This is a genomic window from Sphingomonas sp. Marseille-Q8236 (genome assembly GCF_965112005.1).
This window is the reverse complement of record NZ_CBCOPO010000001.1, coordinates 2,543,610-2,566,390: the sequence shown is the minus strand read 5'-3', so window position 1 is coordinate 2,566,390 and position 22,781 is coordinate 2,543,610. Positions and strand designations below refer to the sequence as shown.

Genomic DNA, 22,781 nt, shown 5'->3' with positions numbered 1-22,781 from the left:
ATAGCGGGCAGGCGATCACTTCCGCCCGAACAGCTTCTCAATATCGCCATGCTGCAACTTCACCCAGGTTGGACGACCGTGATTGCACTGGCCGGAGTGCGGCGTGATCTCCATTTCGCGAAGGAGGGCGTTCATTTCCGCGACCGACAGGATGCGACCCGCACGGACCGACCCGTGGCAGGCCATGGTCGCCGCGACATGGTCCAGGCGCTCGCGCAGCGACAGCGCCTGATCGAACGCCGCCAGTTCGTCGGCCAGATCGCTCACCAACCCCTTGGGATCGCTCTGCCCCAGCAGTGCCGGGGTCGCACGGACCAACATCGCGGTCGGCCCGAAGCGTTCCAGGTCCAGTCCGAAGTCGCTCAATTCCTCCGCGCGCGCCTCCAGACGGTCGCAGGCGGGTTCGTCCAGTTCCACCACTTCGGGGATCAGCATCGCCTGCGACGCGACCCGCCCGCCGGTGAGTGCGGCGCGCATTCGCTCCAGCACCAGCCGTTCGTGCGCGGCATGCTGGTCGACCAGCACAAGGCCATCCTCGGCCTCGGCGACGATATAGGTCTTGGCCACCTGACCGCGAGCGACGCCCATCGGGAATTGCCGGACCTCGGGCGGGGCCGCGAAGGCGGCTTCGGCGCGGGCGAGCGGCGGCGGGGAGGAGAAGCCGGGACGCGGGGCGAAGAGCGACTGGCGCTCCATCACGCGCGCCTCGGGTGCCGCGGGACCCCAGTCGTCGGCGGGCGGCGGTGCGGACGGGGCCACGCCAGCGACGCTCTCGCTCTGCCACATCGCCAGCGCCGACTCCGGCGGTCGCTGCACGCTGCGATGCCCGGCTTCGTCGAGCGCGCGACGCAGGCCCGAGACGATCATGCCTCGGATCAGAGCGGGGTCGCGAAATCGGACTCCGGTCTTGGCGGGATGGACGTTCACATCGACTTCAGTCGGTGGCAGATCGAGGAACAGGGCAACCACGGCGTGGCGATCACGTGGCAACATCTCCGCATAAGCCCCTCTGATCGCACCCATCAGCAGGCGGTCGCGGACCGGACGCCCGTTGACGAACAGATATTGGTGATCGGCAATACCGCGATTGAAGGTCGGGATGCCCGCTACCCCGCCCAGCGTCACGGAGTCCCGAACCCAGTCGATCGCGACCGAATTCTCCGCGAGCGCCCGGTCGGTCAACCCGGCGACACGGCCGGGCCGCTCCTCACCACCCGGCACGGTCAGCACCCGCCGGCCGTCATGTTCCAGTGTGAAGGCAATGTCCGGCCGGGCCATGGCCAGGCGACGGACCATATCGAGACAGGCGGCATATTCCGACCGGGGGGAGCGCAGGAATTTGCGCCGGGCGGGGACGCGAGCGAACAGATCCTCCACCACGATCCGCGTGCCCGGCGGCACGGCGGCGGGCCCGTCACGCAGCACCTCGCCATTGTCGACCACCCGGCTCCAGCCGTCGCGGCCTGCCGGGCGGCTCTCAATCGTCACCCGCGCCACGCTGGCGATGGAGGGCAGGGCTTCGCCGCGAAATCCGAGGGTTACGACCGATTCGATCGCCTCGTCCGGCAGCTTGGAGGTACAATGCCGCTCCAGCGCGAGCGCCATATCCTCCGCCGACATGCCGCAACCATCGTCCGCGACCTCGATCCGGCCGACCCCGCCTTGACCCAGCGCGACCGCGATCCGTGTCGCCCCGGCATCGATCGAATTTTCGACCAATTCCTTCAACGCACTGGCGGGCCTTTCCACCACTTCACCGGCCGCGATACGATTGACGAGATGGGGAGGCAGACGCCGTATTGACATGCGGCAAACCCTAGCCCAAGCGACGGCATCCCGCGACCCCGCAAATGACGGTGCAGGTGCCTGTGACGGCTCTTGGCGGCGGTTCGGGATATGAGTCCAAGCCCACCCCGGTCCACAGACGGAACGAAAGCCTCGATGCCCCTCCCCCGCTTCCTGAAATTCATGTCGCAAGACATGGCGATCGACCTCGGCACCGCGAACACCGTGGTCTATGTCCGCGGACGCGGCATCGTGCTGAACGAGCCGTCCGTCGTCGCGGTCGAGACGATCAACGGCATCAAGAAGGTAAAGGCGGTCGGCGACGACGCCAAGCTGATGATGGGCAAGACGCCGGGCAATATCGAGGCGATCCGTCCGCTTCGTGACGGCGTGATCGCGGACATCGACGTCGCCGAGCAGATGATCAAGCACTTCATCCTGAAGGTGCACGGCCCCCGCAAGTTCGCGCGCTGGCCCGAGATCGTGATCTGCGTGCCGTCGGGTTCGACCAAGGTCGAGCGGCGCGCGATCCGCGACGCCGCCTCGAACGCGGGCGCCAGCCAGGTCTTCCTGATCGAGGAGCCGATGGCCGCCGCAATCGGTGCCGACATGCCGGTGACCGAACCGATCGGATCGATGGTCGTCGACATTGGCGGCGGCACGACCGAAGTTGCGGTGCTGTCGCTCCGTGGCCTGGCCTATACCACCTCGGTCCGCGTCGGCGGCGACAAGATGGACGAGTCGATCGTCTCCTATGTTCGCCGCAACCATAACCTGCTGATCGGCGAAGCCACCGCCGAGCGGATCAAGCAGGAAGTCGGCATCGCGCGTCCCCCAGCGGACGGCATCGGCGTGACCATCCAGATCAAGGGCCGTGACCTCGTCAACGGGGTGCCCAAGGAAATCCAGATCAACCAGGGCCAGATCGCCGAGGCGCTGTCCGAACCGGTGGCGACCATCGTCGAGGGCGTCCGCGTCGCGCTGGAGAACACCGCGCCCGAACTGGCCGCCGACATCGTCGACCAGGGCATCGTCCTGACCGGCGGCGGCGCGCTGCTCGAAGGGCTGGACGAGGTGCTGCGCGACGAGACCGGCCTGCCGGTCACGGTGGCGGAAGACCCGCTGACCTGCGTCGCCCTGGGAACCGGCCGTGCGCTGGAAGACCCGATGTATCGCGGCGTCCTGCTGAACGGCTAACCTCCAGCATAAGGGGACCGGCGCATGGCGCCCGCCCGCGACCGTCGCACCGGTTTCTCGCGACGGCGGCAATATGGAGCTTTCCTGGCCTATGTGCTCGCGGTGGCGGGTGCGGTGGTGGGTGCGGTGCTGCTTGTCGCATCGACCTTCAACCCGCCCGCCTTCGGCGCGTTGCGCATGACGCTGGGCAGCGTGACCGCGCCGGTTTCGTCGGGGTTCGTCATGATCGGGGATGCGGTGAAGGGCGTCCCCGATGCCATCGGCCAATATTTCTTCGTCCATTCCGAAAACCAGCGCCTGCGCGCCGAACTGGAGCAGTCGCGCAAGCTGCTGCTGACTGCACGGACCATCGCCTATGACAATCGCCGGTTGCGGCGGCTGCTGGCGGTGCGCGACCGGACGCCCGACACGGTCGCCACCGCCCGGCTGGTCAGTTCGACGGGGGCCAGCGGCCGGCGCTTCGCCCTGCTCAACGCCGGACGCTGGCAGGGCGTAGCGGCCGGTATGGCGGTGCGCGGTCCCGAGGGGCTGATTGGCCGCGTGACCGAGACGGGCCCCGCCGCCGCCCGCGTCCTGCTGCTCACCGATCCGGAAAGCATCGTGCCGGTTCGTCGCACCCGTGACGGCTTGCCTGCCATCGCGGTCGGGCGCGGCGACGGTTTGCTCGACGTCCGCTCGGTCAACACCAATGTCCGGCTGGCCAAGGGCGACCTGTTCGTCACTTCGGGCACGGGCGGTCTTTATACCCCCAACATCCCGGTCGCGCGCATCCGGACCGATGGCGGCGACGTGGCGATTGCGCGCCCCTTCGTCCATCCCGACACGCTGGATTTCGCGATCGTTCAGCGCGCCTTCATGCCGATGCCGCCATCGGCGCCGGCACCCCGGCCGTGACCCTCGACAACTTCAACCCCTTCGACCCCGGACTCCCCCCCGCCCGCGCTCGTGCGCTGCCGTGGCTGACCGTGATGGCCGGTTCGCTCGTCGCCATCGTGCCGGTGGTGGCGATCGTTCCGTTGCAGCCGCCGATGGGCTTGTTGATGCTGCTCGCCTGGCGGCTGGTCGCGCGCTTCGCGTTGCGGCTTTGGGCGGCGGCGCCCCTGGGGTTGTTCGACGATCTGTTGTCGGGCCAACCCCTGGGCTCGGCGATGCTGCTCTGGTCGCTGACCTCGCTCGCCATCGATCTGTTCGAGCATCGGCTGGTCTTCCGCGACTTCTGGCAGGACTGGCTGATCGCGAGCGGCGCCATCGCCTTCTGCCTGATCGCTGGGCGTTTCCTGGCGGTGCCGGTTGGCGCGCAGGTGGATGCGCCGCTAATCCTACAGATCGTCATCACCATCCTGCTCTTTCCCATGGCCACCCGCCTGGTCGCCTGGATCGATCGCAAACGCGGCCGCAATGAGGTAGGGGTCTGACATGGAACGCCAGGGGCGGATCATGACCGAGGCGGCGCAGGCCTATAGCTTCTCGCGCCGCGCCTTTGTGCTCGGCGCGGCACAGGGCGCGGTCGGGCTGATGCTGGCCGGGCGAATGGCGTGGCTGTCGATCGCGCAGAACGAGAAGTATAATCTTCTCTCCGAGAGCAACCGCGTCAACACGACGATGATCCCGCCGCGTCGCGGCTGGCTGATCGACCGGCACGGCCAGCCCATCGCGAACAATCGCACCGATTTCCGCGTCGACATCATCCCCGACCGACTGGAGGACAAGGACCGCGTTCTCGCGCTATTGCGCCAGATCCTGAAGCTCGACGACGAGGCGATGAACCGCATCCGCCTCGACCTCGAACATGCCGCCGGGTTCCAGCCGGTGCAGGTGGCCGAGCGGCTCGATTGGGAACGCTTCGCAGCAGTCAGCGTCCGTCTGCCCGAATTGCCCGGCGTGCAACCGACGCGCGGCTTTGCGCGCTTCTACCCGGCCGGCCCCGCGGTCGCGCATCTGACCGGCTATGTCGGCACGCCCACCGCCGAACAGTTCAAGGCGACCCACGACCAGTTGCTCGTCACCCCCGGCTTCAAGCTGGGCAAGGACGGGCTGGAGAAGATGCTGGAGCCGTATCTCCGCGGCAAGCCCGGCGCCAAGCGCGTCGAGGTGACCGCGCGGGGCAAGGTCGTGGCCGAACTCGCCACCCGCCCCGACGTGCCGGGCAGGAATATCCGCCTGACCATCGATGCGGGGTTGCAAGAATATGCCGCGCGGCGTCTGGGCACCAACTCGGGATCGGCAGTGGTGCTCGACTGTCGCACGGGCGAGACGCTGGCCATGGTGTCGATGCCCGCTTACGACCCCAACAGCTTTTCGGACGGGATCAGCCATCTCGAATGGGCGATGCTGTCGGAAAACGACCATGTTCCCCTGATGAACAAGGTCACCCAGGGGCTGTATCCGCCGGGATCGACGGTCAAGCCGATGAACGGCCTGGCCCTGCTCGAAGCCGGGGTCGGCGCGGACGACCGCGTGCTGTGCACCGGCGCGATGCGGGTCGGCACCGGCGTCTTCCACTGCCACAAGCGCGGCGGGCACGGCGCACTGAACTTGAAGGGCGCGATCGAGCAGAGCTGCGACATCTATTTCTACGAGATGATCCGGCGCATGGGGTATGACCGGATCGCGCCTGTCGCGCGGATGCTGGGGCTGGGCCAGAAGTTCGACCTGCCGTTGAATACCCAGCGTTACGGCACGGTGCCCGATCCGGCGTGGAAGCTGAAGAAATACAAGACGAAATGGACCATCGCCGATGGCCTGAATGCGTCGATCGGCCAGGGCTATGTGCTCGCGAATCCGCTTCAACTCGCGGTGATGGCGGCGCGGATCGCGTCGGGCCGCCATCTCAAGCCCAGCCTGTTGTCGCATCAGGTCCATCTCGACGCGCCCGCCCTCCCCGTCGCCTCCGAACATCTGGCAGTCGTGCGCGACGCGATGTTCGGTGTCGTCAACCAGGGCGGCACCGGCGGCGCGGCGCGGATGCTGGTTCCCGGCGTCTCGCTGGCGGCGAAGACCGGGACCGCGCAGGTCCGACGCATCACCATGGCCGAACGTCGCATGGGCGTGCTGAAGAACGGGCAGCTTCCCTTCAAGCTGCGCGACCATGCGCTGTTCGTCTGCTTCGCGCCTGCCGACAATCCGCGTTATGCCGCCGCGGTCGTGCTGGAGCATAACGGCCATACCGTACGCAATCTCGATACGCCGCTGATCGGGCGGGACATCATGACTTATTTGTTCGACCGCGACCGTGCGCTGGCTTCGCTGGCGCAGGACGAACCGACCTGGGGCGGCGACATCGCCACGCGGATGCGGGCCGAGGAAGCCGCCTATCGCGCCGCCCATTCGCCCAAGCCCGCCTCCGCCGCGACCAAGACCGATGCGGGGGCCGCCACCGACGCGCCTGCCGTCGAGGCCGCGACCAATGTTTCGGATGCACAGGCCGAGGCGATGGCGACGCGCGAGACCGATCCCAGCGACGATGTGGCGGACCCCAATCCATGAGCGGCCGCATCATTCCCGAACCCATCGCAAAGCTGCCATGGCGCGTGATCCTGCTGGTCATGGCGATCGGCTGTTTTGGGCTGGTCGTGCTCTATTCGGCGGCGGGCGGTTCGCTGACCCCCTGGGCCAAACCCCAGGGGGTGCGGTTCTTCGTCCTGCTCGCGGGTTCACTGGTCCTGTCGCGGCTGCCGCTCGACCTGTGGCGGCGCATCGCCATGCCGGGCTATCTGCTGCTCGTCGTCGCGCTGGTGCTGGTCGAATTGCTGGGCGCGGTGCGCGGCGGCAGCCAGCGCTGGCTTGACGTCGGTTTCATCCGCTTGCAGCCGTCCGAGTTGATGAAGCTGTTCATCGTGCTGGGCGCGGCGCGCTTCTACGAACTCATGCCGCCCGCCGAGACGCGGCGTTTTTCCGGCATCTGGCCGGTCGCGGCGATGATCGGCGTGCCGGCCGCGCTGGTGATGAAGCAGCCCGATCTGGGCACCGCGCTGATGATCTGCGCGGGCGGGGCGACGGTGATGTTCCTGGCGGGTGTGCCGTTACGCCTGTTCATCGGGGGCGGCATCGCACTGGCGGTCGCCGCCCCGCTCGCGGTCAATTTCGTACTGCATGACTATCAACGCAACCGCGTGCTGATCTTCCTCGACCCCGAGAGCGATCCGCTGGGCACCGGCTATCATATCAGCCAGTCCAAGATCGCGATCGGTTCGGGCGGCATCTGGGGCAAGGGATTCCTGAACGGCACTCAGAGCCATCTGGACTATCTGCCCGAGGGGCATACCGATTTCGTCTTTGCGACCATGGCGGAGGAATGGGGGCTGGTCGGCGGGTGCCTGCTGATCCTCGCCTTCCTAATGGTCATTCGCTGGGGGTTGAACGTGGCGCAGGCCGCGCCGAACCGGTTCGCGCGCCTGACGGCGGCGGGGCTGTCCACGACCATCTTCATCTATGTCATGGTCAATCTGATGATGGTGATGGGCCTCGCGCCGGTGGTCGGCATTCCCCTGCCGCTGGTCAGCTATGGCGGGTCGTCGCAGATGACGGTGTTATTGTGCCTGGGCATCCTGATGGCCATCGACCGCGAAAACCGCCGCGCCGCGCGCTGGTAGCGCCGCATAATTTCGCAGGTGGGCGCAAAAACCATTTGCAAAGCCCGACACGGATGCTAAAGGCGCGCCTCCCGATCACGAGGCAGGCCGGACGGCCAGGGCAGCGTGACGATCGGACGCATAGCTCAGTTGGTAGAGCAGCTGACTCTTAATCAGCGGGTCCTTGGTTCGAGCCCAAGTGCGTCCACCAGTTTCTCCGACGGCTCCGCAGCGATGCGGGGCCGTTGTGCTATGGGGCCGTCCGGCCCCCAACGGGATAGATGATTGATGGCAGGATATAAGGTTCCCGGTTTCGCCGATCGTGCATCGGCCTCGCGCGATGCCAAGGCGGCAGCGCTCGAAAAGTTGCGCAACAAGGCCGCGCCCGATCCGGCAGTGGTTGCCGCCCGCGCCGCCGCGCGCGCAGCCAAGGAAGCCGCCGAGGCCGAACGCCGCGCCGCGCACAAGGCTGCGATCGAGCAGGAAAAGGCCGCTCGCGAAGAAGCCCGCGCCAAGGCCCAAGCCGAGGCCGAAGCGGCCGCCGAAGCCGCTGCTGCCGCCGCACGCCCGCCGGTGGTCCCCACCGCCGCCGAACTGAAGGCGGCCCGTGACGCCCGCTACGCCGCGCGCAAGGCTCGCCAGGGCAAATGACCCCCCGCGAGCTGCTCGGGATTGCCGAAGTGCCGGGCGGCGAGCCCCTGCGGCTGTTCCGCCGGGGCAAGGACTTCATGATCGTGCTCGACCGCAACGAACTGATGAGCACGCGGATGAGCGGCTCGGAAGTGGCGTTGGGCACAATGACCTGCGACCGGCTGGCGGGACGGCGTGCGCCGCATCTGCTGATCGGTGGCTATGGCATGGGCTTCACCTTGCGCGCCGTCCTGGCGCGGCTGGGGGCGGATGCGCGGATCACCGTGGCGGAACTGGTGCCCGGCATCATCGAATGGGCGCGCGGGCCGATGGCGGCGCTGACCGACGGATGCTTGGACGACCCCCGCGTGACGCTCGCCATGGGCGATGTCGGCAACGCCATCTATGCGGGGCGCGGCCAGTATGACGCGATCCTGCTCGACGTGGACAATGGACCGGACGGGCTGACCCGGCCGGACAATGACGGGCTCTACTCGCTCCGGGGCCTGGAGGAAGCGCGCGTCGCGCTGCGCCCTGGCGGCGTGCTCGCCATCTGGTCCGCCGCGCCCGATCCGGTGTTCACTCGGCGGCTGTCTCGCGCGGGCTTCACCGTCGACGAGGTGAAGGTGCGCGCCCGCGAGAATGGCAAGGGCGCGACCCACACAATCTGGTTCGCGGTCCCGCGCTGAAATCATCTCCCTCCCCTGCCCGTGCAGGGGGAGGAATTTGGACCGATACTAATCGTCCTCCCGCTTGGCGCCGTCCAATTCCCGGCGCAACCGTTCCTGCTCGGCGACGTCACGCTCCTTCTGAGCCTTGGTACGACCGAAGCGCGCCCGGTTCTCCGTCGCCTGTTGCTCGGCGGCCTTGCGAACCAGACTTTTGCGGGCCTGGCGGAAGTTGATGATCTCGGCCATCAGCGCCGCCGCAACCGGCGGAACAGCCCCTTTCGGCTCGTGAAGGACTCGAACATCTCGTCCGGGCCTTCGGGATCGAGCACTTCATTGTCCGCGAGCCATTCCTCGACGCTGGACAGATCGGGCGCTTCATAGGGACGCAGCGTCCGTCCCTCGGTGCCCCGCAGCGCCTCGACCGCCGCGATCAACGATCCGTTACGCTCGACCGCATCGTGCACCGTGGCGGGGGAAACGCCCAGATGCTCGGCCAACAGATCGTCGCGGATCGCCGCGATACGCTGCCCCGCCGCGCTGTCCGGCTCGACCGCGATGGCGAGGTCACATTCGGTGTCCAACCGCATCGAGCGGTTGTTGAGGTTGGACGACCCCAGCCGGAACACGCGATCGTCCGCGATCAGGATCTTGGCATGGCAGTAGATCGGCTCCCCGCCCGCCGTGAACGGATGATAGAGCCGCAGGCGCCCATGCCGGTCCCGCCGCCGGAGCGCCTCCATCAGCCTTGCGCGCGCCGTGTCCATCGCAATCGGCTCCAGCCATCCTTGCGCGGTCAGCGGATTGATGATGACGAATTCAGGGCCATTCTCTTCGTCCAGCCGTCGGGCGATCGCCTCCGCCACCCGGCGCGACGCGAAATATTGGCTCTCGATATAGAGGTAGCGTTCGGCCCGAGCGATCTGGGCGAGGAACAGCGCCTCATTTTCATGCACGGGCGTCTGATCGTCCATCTCGGGCATGGTGCGCGCAATCGCCACCGGCTGGTCGATGAAATCGGGCTCGAGCCCCTCCGGCCAGCAGCTTGCACCCGGGACGGCAGGTGCCATCGGCTTGCCCCCGGCGGCGTGCCACCGCGTCCGGAACAGCTCGCCCAGCGCCTGCGTCACGGGGCCCTCGACCGCGCTGATCGCGTCGTGCCACGGCTTGTAGGGCTGACCGCCCGGGCGCCTGCGCCGCGGATCATCGTCACGATGCTCGCGCGTGTCCCAGCGGTCGCTGGTCATGTCGATGCCCCCGCAAAATGCCAACTGGTCGTCGATGATAACGATCTTCTGATGATGCGAGGCGGCGATCGGGTGATGGCCATCCAGCTTGGTATGGATGCGCTTGTGCGCCATCCACTTCAGAACCGTAAAGAAGGTTCGCCCCCGGAACAGCGACTTGATCGCGCCGGTGTCCCAGCGGAGCAGGTAAATCTCCAATTCCGGCTGGCGCTGCACCAGCGAGTAGATGAAGTCGCCCACCGTCTCGCCCGGCGCGTCGTCATGATCCAGGACGATGCGCGCGTCGAAGTCCCATCCGATCAGCAATATCTGCCGCCGCGCGTTCAGCATCGCGCGGCGGGCCATGCGAAAATACCGCTCCGCATCGACGATGACCGCCATCCGGTCGGCCTGCTCGATCCGCCAGCATTCCTGTCCGACCTTCAACCTCGATCTCCCCGTTTGCGACCGCTTCATGCCCGCCCCTTCCGGGGCTGGCAAACGGGCAAACGGTTGCGAGGACGAAATGGTCCGCCGATCCGGGCGGTCAGGTCGTCGCGAAAATTCGGTAACGGGTGGGACGCAGCGACAGCCGCTCCCCCGTTTCAGCCCGCGTATCGACGGGCAGGTCGAAGGTCAGCGGCTCGGTCAGCCCGGCCATCTCGGCGGTGATGCGGCGCGACCGGCCGATCGGGCGGCTGGTCAGGACGGTCACGGCCAAGGCGTCGGTCGCGTCCGCCCCGATCGGCTCGACGTCGTGCGGGCGGATATGGAGTTCTCCCGCGCCCTGCCCGTTCGCTTCGTCGCGAAGCGTCGCCAGCCCCCGGCCGACGACCGCCACGCCGTCGCTGCGCGTAACCGGCAGGCAGTTCGTCTCGCCGATGAAGGACGAGACGAAGGCGGTGGCCGGCTTGGCCTGAACCTCATGCGGGGTGCCGATCTGCTCGATTACGCCGCCACGCATGACGACGATCCGGTCGGCCAGTTCCAGCGCCTCTTCCTGGTCGTGCGTCACGAAGATCGAGGTCAGCCCCGTCTCGTCATGAATACGTCGCAGCCAGCCGCGCAAATCCTTGCGCACCTGGGCGTCTAGCGCGCCGAAAGGCTCGTCCAACAGCAACAGGCGCGGCTCGATCGCCAGCGCGCGGGCCAGCGCGACGCGCTGGCGCTGGCCGCCAGACAGTTGGGCTGGGTAGCGATCACCGACATCGGGAAGCTGGATGAGCGCAAGCAGTTCGGCGACCTTGGCCGCGATCGCCGCCTTGGCGGGCCGATCGCGCCGCTTGCGCACCGTCAGGCCGAAGGCGATGTTCTGCGCCACCGTCATATGGCGGAACAGCGCATAGTTCTGGAAGACGAAGCCGATCCGCCGCTCGGCCGCCGGGGTGCCGGTCATGTCCTGTCCCTCGAACAGGACGTGCCCCTCATCGGCGAAGTCCAACCCCGCTATGGTCCGCAACAGCGTCGTCTTGCCCGACCCCGACGGCCCCAGCAGCGCCAGAAACTCGCCCGGCCGGGTCTCCAGCGACACGCGGTCCAGCGCGGTGAAGCCGCCGAAGCGGCGGGAGATATTCTCGACAGTGATGCTCAATGCGCGGCTCCCGCCCGGTGGATGCCGAAACGCCATTCCAACACGGTCTTCACTCCCAGGGTCACCAGCGCGAGCGAGGCGAGCAGAGACGCCACCGCGAACGCGCCGACAAAGTCATATTCATTGTACAGGATTTCGACATGCAACGGCATGGTGTTGGTCAGCCCCCGGATATGCCCCGACACGACCGACACCGCGCCGAACTCGCCCATCGCACGGGCATTGCAAAGCAGCACGCCGTATAGCAGCCCCCAGCGAATATTGGGCAGGGTGACATGCCAGAAGGTCTGCCAGCCACTCGCGCCCAGTGATCGCGCCGCTTCCTCGTCGTCGCGTCCCTGTTCGGCCATCAGCGGGATCAGCTCGCGCGCGACGAACGGAAAGGTCACGAATACGGTCGCCAGCACGATGCCGGGCACCGCGAAGATGATCCGCACGCCATGTTCGGTCACCCACGGCCCCAGCCAGCCCTGCGCGCCGAACAGCAGGACGAAGATCAGCCCCGACACCACCGGCGACACAGAAAAAGGCAAATCGATCAACGAGATGAGAAAGCTTTTTCCGCGAAAGTCGAACTTTGCGATCGCCCAGGAGGCAGCCACGCCGAACACCGCATTGACCGGCACCGCGATCGCCGCGACCAGCAGGGTCAGGCGGATCGCTGCCAGCGCGTCGGGATCGACCAGCGCTTCGAGGAACACGCCCCATCCCTTCGCCAGTGCCCCCGCGAAGACCATGACCAGCGGCAGGAACAGGAACAGCGCCAGGAACAGGAACCCGACGCCGATTAGCGCCCGCCGCGCCCAGGGGCTTTCATGGATCGTAGGATTGGAGCCGCTCATCGCGTCCCCCGCTTGGCGCGCCACGCCTGGAGCAGATTGACGAACAACAGCATCGCGAAGGACAGGATCAGCATGACGCAGGCGATGGCCGTCGCGCCGTTATAGTCGAACTGTTCGAGCTGGGTGATGATCAGCAGCGGGGCGATCTCCGACTTGAAGGGCATGTTGCCCGCGATGAAGATGATCGAGCCATATTCGCCGACCCCGCGCGCGAAGGCCAGCGCGAAGCCGGTGAGCAGAGCGGGCGCGATGGCGGGCAGGATGATCCGGCGGAATGTCTGACCGCGCGTCGCGCCCAGCGTCGCGGCGGCCTCCTCCACATCGCGCCCCAGGTCGGCCAGCACCGGCTGAACCGAGCGAACAATGAACGGCAAGCCTATAAAAACCAACGCGATCGTTACGCCCAGCGGGGTATAGGCGACCTTGATCCCCAGCGGCGCGAGCAGCGATCCGATCCAGCCATTGTCCGAATAAAGCGATACCAGGGCGATACCCGCCACCGCCGTGGGCAGCGCGAAGGGCAGGTCCACCGCCGCGTCGATCAGCTTCTTGCCGGGAAATTCGTAGCGGACGAGGATCCATGCGATCAGCAGTCCGAACACCGCATTGACCGCCGCCGCCGCCAGCGCCGCGCCGAAGCTCAAGCGATAGGCGGCCAGCGCGCGCGGCGACAGCCCGACCTCGGCAAAGCCTTCCCAGCCCATGCCCGCCGCCCGGATGACGAGCGCCGACAGCGGCACGAGCACGACCAGCCCCAGCCAGAACAGGGTCATCCCCATGGTCAGGCCGAAGCCCGGCAGCGCCGAGCGGCGCTTTTTAGCTCTCATGCGATCAGCGCCGCTTTCCGCCGGCATAGATGGCGTCGAACACGCCGCCATCCGCGAAGAACCGCTTCTGCGCCGCGCCCCAGCCGCCGAAATCGCGGATCGTTACCATGTCCAGCTTGGGGAAGGTCGCGGCATATTTCGCCAGCACCGCCTGGTCGCGCGGGCGATAGAAGTTGCGCGCGACGATCTCCTGCCCCTCGGGCGTGTAGAGGAATTTAAGATATTCGGTCGCGACCTGCTCGGTCCGATGGGCCTTGGCATTGGCATCGACCACCGCGACCGGCGGCTCGGCCAGGATCGAGATGGAAGGCACGACGATGTCGAACTTGCCCGCGCCCAGTTCCTTCTCGGACAACAAAGCCTCATTCTCCCAGGCGATCAGCACATCGCCCAAGCCGCGCTCGACAAAGGTCGTGGTCGCGCCGCGCGCGCCCGAATCCAGCACCGGCACATGCCCGTACAGATCAGCGACATATTTCTGCGCCGCCGCGTCCGACCCGCCCCCGGCCTTCTTGCCATAGGCCCAGGCGGCGAGGAAATTCCACCGCGCGCCGCCGCTGGTCTTCGGACTGGGGGTGATGACCTGCACGCCCGGCTTCACCAGATCGGCCCAGTCGCGAATGCCCTTGGGATTGCCCTTGCGGACCAGGAACACGATGGTCGAGGTATAGGGCGCGCTATTGTCCGGCAGACGGGTCTGCCAATCGGCCGGAAGCAGCTTGGCCCGCTCGGCAATCGCGTCGATGTCATAGGCGAGCGCCAGCGTCACCACGTCCGCCGACAGCCCGTCGATCACCGAGCGCGACTGCTTGCCCGATCCGCCATGACTCATGCGGAACGACACGGTCTGGCCGGTCTTGGCCTGCCACTGTTTGGCGAAGGCGGCGTTGACGTCCTTGTAGAGTTCGCGCGTCGGATCATAGCTGACGTTCAGCAGCTCGACCGAGCCCTTGCCGCCGCTGCCGCCGCCCGAGCAGCCGGACAGGCCGAACGCCCCGATCATCAATGCGGCAAAGGCTGCCGGAAATGGTGCTCGCATGTGGACCCGTCCCTTTCGTTTCGGCGCGTAACCTATCTCGATCCCCCCGATAGGAAATGCCGGAAAGCTTGGGACGCACAAAGCCCTGCTTTTGCTCCCTCGATCCCGGCATAAGGCCGGTTGAGCCGCCTACGGCCTTGCATCACCGGCGGACAAGGCCGATCTCCCGCCCGCATATTCCCATGTCTTTCGGAAAGGACACCCATGACCGCGCCGCAATTCGACGTGAAAACCGGACTTTATATCGGTGGCGAGTGGTTGGGCCCCGAAGGGCGCGACACGCAGGCGGTGTTGAACCCCGCGACCGGCCAGCCGCTGGGCGATCTGCCGCTCGCCACCACCGCCGACATGGACCGCGCGCTGGAGGCTGCCGCGCGCGGCTTCGAGCAATGGCGGAAAGTCGCGCCGCAGGAGCGCGCGGCCGTCCTTCATCGCACCGCCGCGCTGGTTCGCGAGCGCGCCGAGGAACTGGCCCGACTCGCCACGCTGGAGGAAGGCAAGCCGATCGTCGAGGCGCGGGGCGAAGTCGCTGCGACCGCCGCCCTTCTCGACTTCCATGCGGGCGAGGCGGTGCGCATCTATGGCCGCGTCCTGCCGCGTCCCACCGGCACCCGCTCGCTCGTGCTGCAGCAGCCGGTCGGTCCGGTCGCGGCCTTCTGCGCCTGGAACTTCCCGGTGATGAACCCGGTGCGCAAGATTTCGCCTGCTATTGCGGCTGGCTGCTCGGTCATCCTGAAGCCCAGCGAGGAAACCCCCGCCAGCGCCATCGCGATCATGCGCTGCTTCCAGGATGCGGGCCTGCCCGGCGACGTTGCGCAGCTCGTCTTCGGCGTGCCCGACGCGGTGTCGCGTCACCTGCTCGCCTCACCCGTCACCCGCAAGCTCAGCTTCACCGGATCGGTACCGGTCGGCAAGCATCTCCTTAAGCTGGCCGCTGACACGGTGATGAAGTCGACCATGGAGCTGGGCGGCCACGGCCCGGTGCTGGTCTTCGACGATTGCGACCTGGACAAGACGCTCGACATCCTCGTCACCCACAAGTTCCGCAATGCAGGACAGGTCTGTGTCGCGCCCACGCGCTTCCATGTGCAGGAGGGCATCTATGAACGCTTCGCCAAGGGTTTCGCCGAGCGCGCCGCCGCGCTGAAGATCGGTGATGGCCTGTCGTCGGACACGCAGATGGGCCCGATGGCCAATCCCCGCCGCCCCGAAGCCATCGGCGCGATGATCGAGGATGCGGTGAAGAGCGGCGCGCGGATGCTGACAGGCGGCGAGGCCAAGGGTGGCGACGGCTTCTTCTTCTCTCCCACCGTGCTGGCCGACGTGTCGCTCGACGCCAAGGCGATGAACGAGGAGCCGTTCGGCCCGATCGCGCTGATCCGCCCCTTCGCCACCACCGAGGATGCGATTGCGGAGGCCAACCGCCTGCCCTTCGGTCTGGGCGCCTATTGCTTCACCGAAAATGGTCGCCGCCAGAATCAGCTCGGCGACGAGATCGAGGCGGGCATGGTCGCGATCAACACCGTTCGACTGAGCTGGGGCGATGCCCCCTTCGGCGGGGTCAAGGAAAGCGGTTACGGCTCGGAAGACGGGCCCGAGGGCATCGCCAACCATATGGTCACCAAGTCGGTCCATATCGCCTGACGCCATCCCCCCCATCGCCAGGCTGATGCCCAGCGTCCCCCTCCCCAAGCCGCGCTTGGGGAGGATGGGCTCAGTCCCGCGCGCGATAGGCGGCGCGGGCGGCCTCCACCTCCGGCTGATGCGTATCCGCCCAGCGAATCAGCCCGCGCATCGGCTCCAGAAACGACCGGCCCAATGGGGTCAGCCGATATTCGACGCGTGGCGGCACCTCGGGATAGACGGTCCGCGCGACGAACCCATCCTCCTCCAGCCGCCGCAGCGTGCGCGACAGCATCTGCTTCGACACGTCCCCGATCCGGCGCAGCAGCACGTTGAACCGCAACGTCTCGGGTTCCAGCGCGGCGAGCACCAACAGGCTCCACTGATCGCCGATCCGGTCGAGCACCTCGCGGATCGGGCACCCCCCATCGCTGGTCCGCGCGAAGGACGGGACGGTCACTTCGCCGTGACCTTGTCCCTCCAAAATGACGTCTTGTGCGGGTGACAGGCTCTGCATAGCTCCACGGTCTAGAAAGTGGACCAAGGCGTCAACAGGAAAGGAACGCTCATGAACATCGCGCTGATCGGAGCCTCGGGCCATGCAGGCTCGCGCATTTTGAAGGAATTGTCGGATCGCGGCCATCAAGTGACCGCCATCGCCCGTCATCCCGAACGGATCGCCGCCCTGCCCGGCGTCACCCCGACCGCAGGAGACACGGCCGACGCCACCGCGCTGGCCGACGCGCTGCGCGGCCATGATGCGGTGATCAGTTCGGTGCATTTCCTGGCGGTCGATGCGCAAGGCCTGATCGACACCGTCCGCGCCTCGGGCGTGAAGCGCTATCTGGTCGTCGGTGGCGCAGGCAGCCTGGAAGTCGCGCCCGGACAACGCCTGATCGACCAGTCCGGCTTCCCGGAGGAATATAAGGCGGAAGCAAGCGCAGGTGCGACTTTCCTCGACCTGTTGCGCGGCGCGGACGATCTGGAATGGACCTTCCTCTCCCCCTCCGCGATGTTCGTCCCCGGTGAGCGGACGGGCCTGTTCCGGCTGGGCACCGACACCCTTTTGTCCAACGAGCAGGGCAGCAGCATCTCGTTCGAGGACTATGCGATCGCCCTGGTCGACGAAATCGAGCAGCCGCGTCATATCCGCCAGCGCTTCACGGTCGGTTATTGAAGCCTCGACATGGTCGGGATCGAACATCCGGTCCCGACCGCAAGAAAAATGTCAAAAACCCTCTTGGCAGGTCGGACATGCTCGGCTAACAGCGCGCCACCAGACGGGGACATCGCTCCCCGCCATGCCGCAGACCGGCATTGGACGCATAGCTCAGTTGGTAGAGCAGCTGACTCTTAATCAGCGGGTCCTTGGTTCGAGCCCAAGTGCGTCCACCATCATCCCCCTTTATTCCTGATCAATGGTCCTCCGGAAAGGGGCGATACCAATCGCGTTCGGTCGGCAGGTCGGGCCCCGGAGCAAAACGTCGTATGAGCGCGAGATTGAGCCGTTTGATACGACCGTAATGTGGGCTGCAATTGCCGCGCCCCGACGTCACCCGCTCTCCTCTGATTCGCTCGAATGCGACCGGCGCCCCATCAGTGCACCCCTCATCGGCACCCGGCCAGCCATCCGTCAGCCGATCCATCACATCCGCATATCGGCGATAGTCCCATGCCGGAACCGTGAAAGCTCGGGGGTGAACGACGGCCTCAGGCGTTCGACTGCCCAAGACATAAAGCGAGCCCTTCGCCGACTTCGCGCCCTGTCTCAGCGATAGGGTGAAGGCGTAATCGCTTTGGCTGAAACTGGGTGTAACGACGAAACGAAAGCCATCCCCATGCAGAGACGCGATCGGGAGCAACTGCCTCAGATAGTCCAGCAGATCGTCATTCGGAAGGCGAGTGTCCCGCTTGAGTGGCCCCTCCTGTGTCTTGGACCACTCCCACCAAGATCGGGTACGACGCGCCTCATCCCATTCATCCCGGCAAATGGCACCGATGATGAACAGAATTTGGATCGCGACTAGCGTCGTCGTCACATAGCCGACGCGATGCAGCTATTGCAGCCGGGCAGGAGAGCAACGATGCTGAGACGCATCCTGCTGCGGTGCGTCGCTCATCCCCCGCTCCCCGACCACAATCGCACAAGATTAGTTTGGCCGCCGCTCCAAAGCACCGGCCCCCTGCCCCGAAGGCGGCACCGGCGGGGTCGACGATTTCGCGTCGCTGACCGCTTCGTCATACCAGCCCGCCAGATCGGCCTTCATGCTCCGCAGCGCGTCGGGGTTGAGATAGGTCATGTGGCCCGCCGGATAGTAAGTGAACCGCAGGTTCGCCTGCTGCGCGGGTTCCAGCATCATATGGCCCAGGTCGTTCTCGGTCCCAAAGAATGGCGTTGCCATGTCGTAATAGCCGTTCATCGACAGGACCTTGAGATACGGGTTCGCCCGCATCGCGGCGCCCAGATCAATCGCGGTGTTGGGATTGTTCTGCGACCCGTCGGGCGACTTGTGCTTCCAGTTCCACGTCCAGCCCGCCGCATCGCGAGCCGACAGGCGATAGGGCAGTTCGGTCTTATAGCCGAGTGTCGACTGCAGATAATCCTGGAAGGACGCGATATAAGCCCCTGAAATCGCGTCGGAAGAAGCGTCCGTCTCGGGTCGCTCGCCCGCCGCATCGGTGTCGATGCCCAGATAGCGCGAGTCGAACCGGCCCACCGTCCGCGCCGAGCCGCGCAGCAGCTCCTTCTGGAAACGCGGCAGGTCGATGCGCAGGTTGGCGCGCTTGATGAAGTCGGGCGAGATACCGATCAACCGGCTCATCTGCTCGGCGATCTGGTCACGTTCCTGCGGCGAGATGCTCTGCCCCTTGGCCAGTGCCGACATATAGGGCCCGACCGCAAAGGCGCGCGCCTGCGCCACCACCGTCGCGACATCGGCGGGGCGATCGGCCAGGCGATTGTGATACCAGGCGGTCGCGGCATAGCTGGGCAGGTAGTTGAGATAGACCTGGTCAAGCCCCGGCTGGCGATAGCCATAGTTCATGATCGAGCTGAGCAGCACGACGCCGTTCAGCGCCATGCCCTTCTCCTGCAACTGATAGGCCAGCGCGCCCGAGCGCAGCGTGCCATAGCTTTCGCCGAGCAGGAATTTGGGGCTCATCCAGCGCCCATATTTGGTGACATAGCGCTGGATCGCGCCCGCGAAGACATCGACATCCTCGTCTACGCCGTAAAATTGCGCGGGCTTCATATCGCCCAGCGGCCGCGAATAGCCAGTGCCGATCGCGTCGAGGAAGACGAGGTCGGTCTTGTCGAGCAGCGAGTCCGGGTTGGGCCCGACATCATAGGGGGCGGGACGAACGAATTCCGGACTGGTGGTGCGGATGCGGATCGGCGCGAAGGATCCCATGCGCAGCCAGAAGGAGGGCGAACCCGGGCCGCCATTGTACAGGAACGTCACCGGCCGCTTGGTGCCGGGCTTCACCCCGTCCAGCGTATAGGCGGTGTAGAACATGGAGGCGGTCGGCTTGCCCTCGATATCGCGCACGGTCAGCGTGCCCGCCGAGGCGACATAGGTATAGGCGCGCCCGTTGATCGTCACGCTGTCGCGGTGGCGGACCTCCGCCTCCTCCAGCGGCGCGCGGGCCCAGGCGGCCTCCGCCTCGGCCTCGGCGGCTTCATGATGCGAAGCCTTTTTCTCCCCCTCCTCCTGGGCGGCGAGCGGGGCGGTCAACGCGGTGGCGGCAAGGAGAAGGACAAGGCTTTTGCGGATCACGTAACGCTCACGATTGGATGACGGAGCCGTCATCGTTTCGTGTTTCGGCATTGGAAGCAAGAGTCTGCAAGAATCTGGGGCAGTTAATGCGTTCGCCTACCCGCCTCAGCGACGCCGGAGGCCGGGCGCCCCCCTTACCCCGGGCCGTACCCCGGCGAAGGCCGGGGCCCAGTTACCACCCGGACGAGATGGCGCCTTTCGTCGGCGTGGCAGGCCAATCGACACTGAGCACCTTAGCCTCCCCCCCTCGCCATTCTCCTTCCCTCTCAACTTCTTCGCAACTGGACCCCGGCTTTCGCCGGGGAGCAGAGAGAGTGAAGTTTTCCCCTGGCCTTTCGATTTCGCTCAGGCTGAACGGCAATTAGAGATGGGTGGGGGGCTGGCGGGGGGAACGGCCCCCGCCAGCCTCTATATCAGCGCGCCAGCCAAGCCTGCACGGCGGGCTTCAACCGATCGGCCACCGCCTTGCGCACCGCGATCTGCGACACCGAGCGCTTCGCCCCGCCACGCGAGCCTTCGGGCAGGTTGGCGGCGGCCCAGCTTTCGATCTTTCCGGGCATGGCGGGGTCGTTCGATCCCGCGCCCAGCCCGACGATGAAGCTCGCACGGTTGCTTTCCTCGAGGAAGCTATCGACCAGAGGCTTGTTCGCCACCGCCCAGTCGAACGCCATGTCGGGATGCGCGCCCGCGATCGAGCGAAGCAGCGCGGCGCGCTGCGGCGGGGTGAAGGTCTCGCTCTTGAGCAGGTTCAGCGCCCGGCGCGCCGCGCTTTCGTCTTCGGCATAACCCAGCAGCGCGACGAGGCGGTTCTTCACCACCGGATTGCGCTCGGCCTTGGCGAGGTCGAGCAGCTTGTCCCACTCTGCGGGCGTCGCGCGCGTGGCATAGGTCGCCAGGATCGGCTGGCGGATCGCGCCTGGAATTGCATTCGGATTCTTCGCCAGCGCCGCGACATAGCCACGGGCCCGCGCTGCGACCATCGCGTCGCCGCTGGTGCCAAGACGCCCGATCAGCGTCTCCCGCAGGTTGGAAACCAGCGCACTGTCATCCGGCTTGGGCTCGAACCCGATCCGGGCCAGCACCGGTGACAATAGGGCGGCGACCTTTGCCCGCAGCGGCTTTTCCAGCGGCGTGCCCTCGTACAATCCGTCCAGACGCGCCAATTCGCCCGCGACCGTTTGCCATTCCAACGGATCGGCTTCGGGTCGAACCTGTGCCATCAGGTCGAACCAGCGGGCCAGATTTTGATAGCCGCCCGCCGCCAGCGCATAATCGTCGCCCAGCGTCCCCAGCTTGTCCTCCAGCGACAGCCTGGCATAGTCGCGGACGATCGCGGCATGGCCGGCATCGTCATACATGACGCGGGTATAGGATCCCTTGCCCCGGTTGAGGACCAGTGTCCCGCAGCCGCCGACCGTGACCGGCGCCGGCGCCGCCCCCGTGACGATGGCGCTGGTTTCGCCCCCGCCGATCGTCGCCACGCGGATCGGCACGTGCCAGGTCTGCGCGGCCTTGGAGGCCTCATCCAGACCGAAGCGTCCCTGGGACAGCATCGCGACCGTCTTGCCACCCTCGCAGCGCGAACCCGACAGGGTGATTAGCGGGACGCCGCCCTGAAGCGTGAAGTCGTTCGCGATCGTCGCGACGTTGGTGCCCGACGCCTTGGACAGTTCCTCCCAAAGCTGATCGGTGACGGTGTTTTGATACTTATACTTGGCCATATAGGCGCGGATGCCCTTGCGGAACGTGTCCGCGCCCAGCGTGGACTCGAGCATCCCGATCACCGCCTGCCCTTTCAGATAGGTGATGCTGTCGAACGCCTCGCCGATCTGGTCGACGGTCTCTACCTTGCGGATGATCGGATGGGTGGCGCTGGTCGCGTCGATCCCCATCGCCGATTCGCGCTCGCCAGCGACGCTGGCGGCCGCGGCTTCCCAGGCGGGGTTGAGGTCGTTGGAGGCCTTGCCCTCCATCCACGAGGCGAAACCTTCGTTCAGCCAGAGGTCGTCCCACCAGCGCGGGGTGACGAGATCGCCGAACCATTGGTGCGCCATCTCATGCGCGACGACGGTATGGATGCGCTGGCGATTGCTCTCCGACATGACCTGCGGGTTGAAGAGCAACTCGTTCTCGAAATAGAAGATCGCGCCCCAATTCTCCATCGCGCCGAAGAACTGGCTGGAGCCCGGCCCCGCGATCATGTCCATCTTGGGCAACGGATAGGGCGTGCCGAAATAGTCGTTATAATAGGACAGCAACTTCGTAGCCGCGCCCAGCGAATAATCACCCTGGTCGACCACGCCCTTGCGGCTGACCACGCCGATCTGGACGCCGCCCGCGTCCACCGTCTTGCGGTCGAGATTGCCCGAGCCGAAATAGAGCAGATAGCTCGACATCACCGGCGTCTCGTCGAAGCGATAGAGCTGCGTCCCGTCCGCCTGTGGGGTGATCGACGCGGCGGGCATGTTGCTGATCGCGCGCTGGCCCTTGGGGGCAGTGGCGGTCAGGCGAAACTTGGCCTTGAAAGCGGGCTCGTCCCACATCGGCGCAAAGCGGCGCGCGTCGGGCGCCTCGAACTGGGTCGCCAGCATCCGATCGGGCGTGCCGTCGGCATTGGTATAGTCGATCGCGAACAGGCCGTTGGCCGAACGGTTGATCGTCCCCGTCCAGGCGAAGCCGACCTTATGTCGCCCGACCGCGGCCGCCTGTGGCAGAGACAGCGTCACCGTCTGCGCATCCCTGTCGAGCGCGAAAGGTACCGGCTTTCCGTCGAAAGTGGCGCGGGTGATCTTCAACTCGGCCGCGTTCAGGACGATCGTCGCGGTCGCCTGGCGCACATCGACATCGACGGTTTCCTCGCCGGAAAAGCTCATCGCCTTGGCATCGGGCCGGACGGTGATATCGTACAGGATCGGCGCCACCGTCTGCGGCAGCTGACCCGCCGCCAGAGCCGGGGTGGAAACGGTCAGGGCAAGCAGGACCGAAAGGGCGGACTTCATCGCGTTC

Annotated in this window: 20 protein-coding genes and 2 tRNA genes; 11 read left to right on the top strand and 11 right to left on the bottom strand. The window is 66.4% G+C overall.

Going from position 1 to position 22,781, the window contains the following annotated elements; all coding sequences use genetic code 11:
• Window positions 1–15: 15 nt before the first annotated feature.
• Window positions 16–1,806, bottom strand: a complete 1,791-nt coding sequence (gene mutL, locus ACWPWT_RS12285) for a DNA mismatch repair endonuclease MutL (protein ID WP_454279829.1) — start codon at window positions 1,804–1,806, stop codon at window positions 16–18.
• Between the two features lie 135 nt (window positions 1,807–1,941).
• On the opposite strand from mutL, the gene ACWPWT_RS12280 reads away from it, so the two are divergent.
• The 8 genes from ACWPWT_RS12280 (at window position 1,942) to ACWPWT_RS12245 (ending at window position 8,872) form a co-directional block, all read left to right on the top strand.
• Window positions 1,942–2,982, top strand: a complete 1,041-nt coding sequence (locus ACWPWT_RS12280) for a rod shape-determining protein (RefSeq protein ID WP_261267979.1) — start codon at window positions 1,942–1,944, stop codon at window positions 2,980–2,982.
• Between the two features lie 24 nt (window positions 2,983–3,006).
• On the top strand, window positions 3,007–3,876 hold the full coding sequence (mreC, locus tag ACWPWT_RS12275) for a rod shape-determining protein MreC (RefSeq protein WP_261267980.1): 870 nt from the start codon (window positions 3,007–3,009) through the stop codon (window positions 3,874–3,876).
• Window positions 3,873–4,397 (top strand): rod shape-determining protein MreD, encoded by a 525-nt coding sequence (gene mreD, locus ACWPWT_RS12270; protein WP_454279828.1) that lies wholly within the window; start codon window positions 3,873–3,875, stop codon window positions 4,395–4,397. Before mreC ends, mreD begins: the two co-directional genes overlap by 4 nt.
• A 1-nt stretch (window position 4,398) precedes the next feature.
• Entirely contained in the window at window positions 4,399–6,468 is a 2,070-nt protein-coding gene (mrdA, locus tag ACWPWT_RS12265) for a penicillin-binding protein 2 (protein WP_454279827.1), read from the top strand.
• Entirely contained in the window at window positions 6,465–7,574 is a 1,110-nt protein-coding gene (rodA, locus tag ACWPWT_RS12260; RefSeq protein WP_261267983.1) for a rod shape-determining protein RodA, read from the top strand. Before mrdA ends, rodA begins: the two co-directional genes overlap by 4 nt.
• A gap of 114 nt (window positions 7,575–7,688) precedes the next feature.
• A tRNA-Lys gene (locus tag ACWPWT_RS12255) sits at window positions 7,689–7,764 on the top strand.
• 77 nt (window positions 7,765–7,841) lie between these two features.
• Window positions 7,842–8,204, top strand: coding sequence for a DUF6481 family protein (locus ACWPWT_RS12250; RefSeq protein ID WP_261267984.1), 363 nt, complete (start codon window positions 7,842–7,844; stop codon window positions 8,202–8,204).
• A complete protein-coding gene (locus tag ACWPWT_RS12245; protein ID WP_261267985.1) occupies window positions 8,201–8,872 on the top strand; it encodes a spermidine synthase in 672 nt (223 codons plus the stop codon). The genes ACWPWT_RS12250 and ACWPWT_RS12245 overlap by 4 nt, the downstream gene beginning before the upstream one ends.
• Window positions 8,873–8,920: 48 nt before the next feature.
• Here ACWPWT_RS12245 and ACWPWT_RS12240 read toward each other — a convergent pair whose 3' ends face one another.
• From ACWPWT_RS12240 to ACWPWT_RS12215, 6 genes are all read right to left on the bottom strand, one after another.
• On the bottom strand, window positions 8,921–9,100 hold the full coding sequence (locus ACWPWT_RS12240) for a DUF4169 family protein (RefSeq protein ID WP_454279826.1): 180 nt from the start codon (window positions 9,098–9,100) through the stop codon (window positions 8,921–8,923).
• The gene (locus ACWPWT_RS12235; protein WP_454279825.1) at window positions 9,100–10,554 is read right to left on the bottom strand and encodes a phospholipase D-like domain-containing protein; all 1,455 of its coding nucleotides are present in this window, start codon (window positions 10,552–10,554) and stop codon (window positions 9,100–9,102) included. The genes ACWPWT_RS12240 and ACWPWT_RS12235 overlap by 1 nt, the downstream gene beginning before the upstream one ends.
• 70 nt (window positions 10,555–10,624) lie before the next feature.
• Window positions 10,625–11,668 carry a sulfate/molybdate ABC transporter ATP-binding protein gene (locus tag ACWPWT_RS12230; RefSeq protein ID WP_454279824.1) on the bottom strand — a complete coding sequence of 348 codons (1,044 nt, stop codon included), beginning with the start codon at window positions 11,666–11,668 and terminating at the stop codon, window positions 10,625–10,627.
• The gene (gene cysW / locus ACWPWT_RS12225; protein ID WP_454279823.1) at window positions 11,665–12,510 is read right to left on the bottom strand and encodes a sulfate ABC transporter permease subunit CysW; all 846 of its coding nucleotides are present in this window, start codon (window positions 12,508–12,510) and stop codon (window positions 11,665–11,667) included. The genes ACWPWT_RS12230 and cysW overlap by 4 nt, the downstream gene beginning before the upstream one ends.
• Window positions 12,507–13,337: a sulfate ABC transporter permease subunit CysT gene (cysT, locus tag ACWPWT_RS12220; protein ID WP_261267990.1), complete on the bottom strand. Its 831-nt coding sequence runs from the start codon at window positions 13,335–13,337 to the stop codon at window positions 12,507–12,509. Before cysT ends, cysW begins: the two co-directional genes overlap by 4 nt.
• A 4-nt stretch (window positions 13,338–13,341) precedes the next feature.
• The gene (locus tag ACWPWT_RS12215) at window positions 13,342–14,376 is read right to left on the bottom strand and encodes a sulfate ABC transporter substrate-binding protein (protein ID WP_454279822.1); all 1,035 of its coding nucleotides are present in this window, start codon (window positions 14,374–14,376) and stop codon (window positions 13,342–13,344) included.
• Window positions 14,377–14,580: 204 nt separating this feature from the next.
• Between ACWPWT_RS12215 and ACWPWT_RS12210 the strand changes: the two genes are divergently transcribed.
• Complete coding sequence (locus tag ACWPWT_RS12210; RefSeq protein WP_454279821.1) at window positions 14,581–16,020, top strand: NAD-dependent succinate-semialdehyde dehydrogenase; 1,440 nt, start codon at window positions 14,581–14,583, stop codon at window positions 16,018–16,020.
• Window positions 16,021–16,090: 70 nt separating this feature from the next.
• Here the strand turns inward: ACWPWT_RS12210 and ACWPWT_RS12205 are convergent, their stop codons facing one another.
• The gene (locus tag ACWPWT_RS12205) at window positions 16,091–16,459 is read right to left on the bottom strand and encodes a winged helix-turn-helix transcriptional regulator (RefSeq protein WP_261267992.1); all 369 of its coding nucleotides are present in this window, start codon (window positions 16,457–16,459) and stop codon (window positions 16,091–16,093) included.
• A 108-nt stretch (window positions 16,460–16,567) separates the two neighbouring features.
• Between ACWPWT_RS12205 and ACWPWT_RS12200 the strand changes: the two genes are divergently transcribed.
• Both ACWPWT_RS12200 and ACWPWT_RS12195 read left to right on the top strand, forming a co-directional pair.
• Window positions 16,568–17,176 (top strand): NAD(P)-dependent oxidoreductase, encoded by a 609-nt coding sequence (locus ACWPWT_RS12200; RefSeq protein WP_454279820.1) that lies wholly within the window; start codon window positions 16,568–16,570, stop codon window positions 17,174–17,176.
• Window positions 17,177–17,318: 142 nt separating this feature from the next.
• Window positions 17,319–17,394 (top strand) — tRNA-Lys (locus ACWPWT_RS12195).
• A gap of 20 nt (window positions 17,395–17,414) precedes the next feature.
• Here the strand turns inward: ACWPWT_RS12195 and ACWPWT_RS12190 are convergent.
• From ACWPWT_RS12190 to ACWPWT_RS12180, 3 genes are all read right to left on the bottom strand, one after another.
• Window positions 17,415–18,038 carry a hypothetical protein gene (locus ACWPWT_RS12190; protein ID WP_454279819.1) on the bottom strand — a complete coding sequence of 208 codons (624 nt, stop codon included), beginning with the start codon at window positions 18,036–18,038 and terminating at the stop codon, window positions 17,415–17,417.
• A gap of 111 nt (window positions 18,039–18,149) precedes the next feature.
• Window positions 18,150–19,808, bottom strand: coding sequence for a S10 family peptidase (locus tag ACWPWT_RS12185; RefSeq protein WP_454279818.1), 1,659 nt, complete (start codon window positions 19,806–19,808; stop codon window positions 18,150–18,152).
• A gap of 380 nt (window positions 19,809–20,188) precedes the next feature.
• Window positions 20,189–22,774 (bottom strand): M1 family metallopeptidase, encoded by a 2,586-nt coding sequence (locus tag ACWPWT_RS12180; protein WP_454279817.1) that lies wholly within the window; start codon window positions 22,772–22,774, stop codon window positions 20,189–20,191.
• Between the last annotated feature and the right edge of the window lie 7 nt (window positions 22,775–22,781).

What these genes read in the sequence shown, in the direction of transcription:
- mutL (WP_454279829.1), bottom strand. Translation starts at nt 1,806, where the DNA reads ATGTCAATACGGCGTCTGCCTCCCCATCTCGTCAATCGTATCGCGGCC.
- ACWPWT_RS12280 (WP_261267979.1), top strand. Translation starts at nt 1,942, where the DNA reads ATGCCCCTCCCCCGCTTCCTGAAATTCATGTCGCAAGACATGGCGATC.
- mreC (WP_261267980.1), top strand. Translation starts at nt 3,007, where the DNA reads ATGGCGCCCGCCCGCGACCGTCGCACCGGTTTCTCGCGACGGCGGCAA.
- mrdA (WP_454279827.1), top strand. Translation starts at nt 4,399, where the DNA reads ATGGAACGCCAGGGGCGGATCATGACCGAGGCGGCGCAGGCCTATAGC.
- rodA (WP_261267983.1), top strand. Translation starts at nt 6,465, where the DNA reads ATGAGCGGCCGCATCATTCCCGAACCCATCGCAAAGCTGCCATGGCGC.
- ACWPWT_RS12250 (WP_261267984.1), top strand. Translation starts at nt 7,842, where the DNA reads ATGGCAGGATATAAGGTTCCCGGTTTCGCCGATCGTGCATCGGCCTCG.
- ACWPWT_RS12245 (WP_261267985.1), top strand. Translation starts at nt 8,201, where the DNA reads ATGACCCCCCGCGAGCTGCTCGGGATTGCCGAAGTGCCGGGCGGCGAG.
- ACWPWT_RS12240 (WP_454279826.1), bottom strand. Translation starts at nt 9,100, where the DNA reads ATGGCCGAGATCATCAACTTCCGCCAGGCCCGCAAAAGTCTGGTTCGC.
- ACWPWT_RS12235 (WP_454279825.1), bottom strand. Translation starts at nt 10,554, where the DNA reads ATGAAGCGGTCGCAAACGGGGAGATCGAGGTTGAAGGTCGGACAGGAA.
- cysW (WP_454279823.1), bottom strand. Translation starts at nt 12,510, where the DNA reads ATGAGCGGCTCCAATCCTACGATCCATGAAAGCCCCTGGGCGCGGCGG.
- cysT (WP_261267990.1), bottom strand. Translation starts at nt 13,337, where the DNA reads ATGAGAGCTAAAAAGCGCCGCTCGGCGCTGCCGGGCTTCGGCCTGACC.
- ACWPWT_RS12215 (WP_454279822.1), bottom strand. Translation starts at nt 14,376, where the DNA reads ATGCGAGCACCATTTCCGGCAGCCTTTGCCGCATTGATGATCGGGGCG.
- ACWPWT_RS12210 (WP_454279821.1), top strand. Translation starts at nt 14,581, where the DNA reads ATGACCGCGCCGCAATTCGACGTGAAAACCGGACTTTATATCGGTGGC.
- ACWPWT_RS12200 (WP_454279820.1), top strand. Translation starts at nt 16,568, where the DNA reads ATGAACATCGCGCTGATCGGAGCCTCGGGCCATGCAGGCTCGCGCATT.
- ACWPWT_RS12185 (WP_454279818.1), bottom strand. Translation starts at nt 19,808, where the DNA reads ATGACGGCTCCGTCATCCAATCGTGAGCGTTACGTGATCCGCAAAAGC.
- ACWPWT_RS12180 (WP_454279817.1), bottom strand. Translation starts at nt 22,774, where the DNA reads ATGAAGTCCGCCCTTTCGGTCCTGCTTGCCCTGACCGTTTCCACCCCG.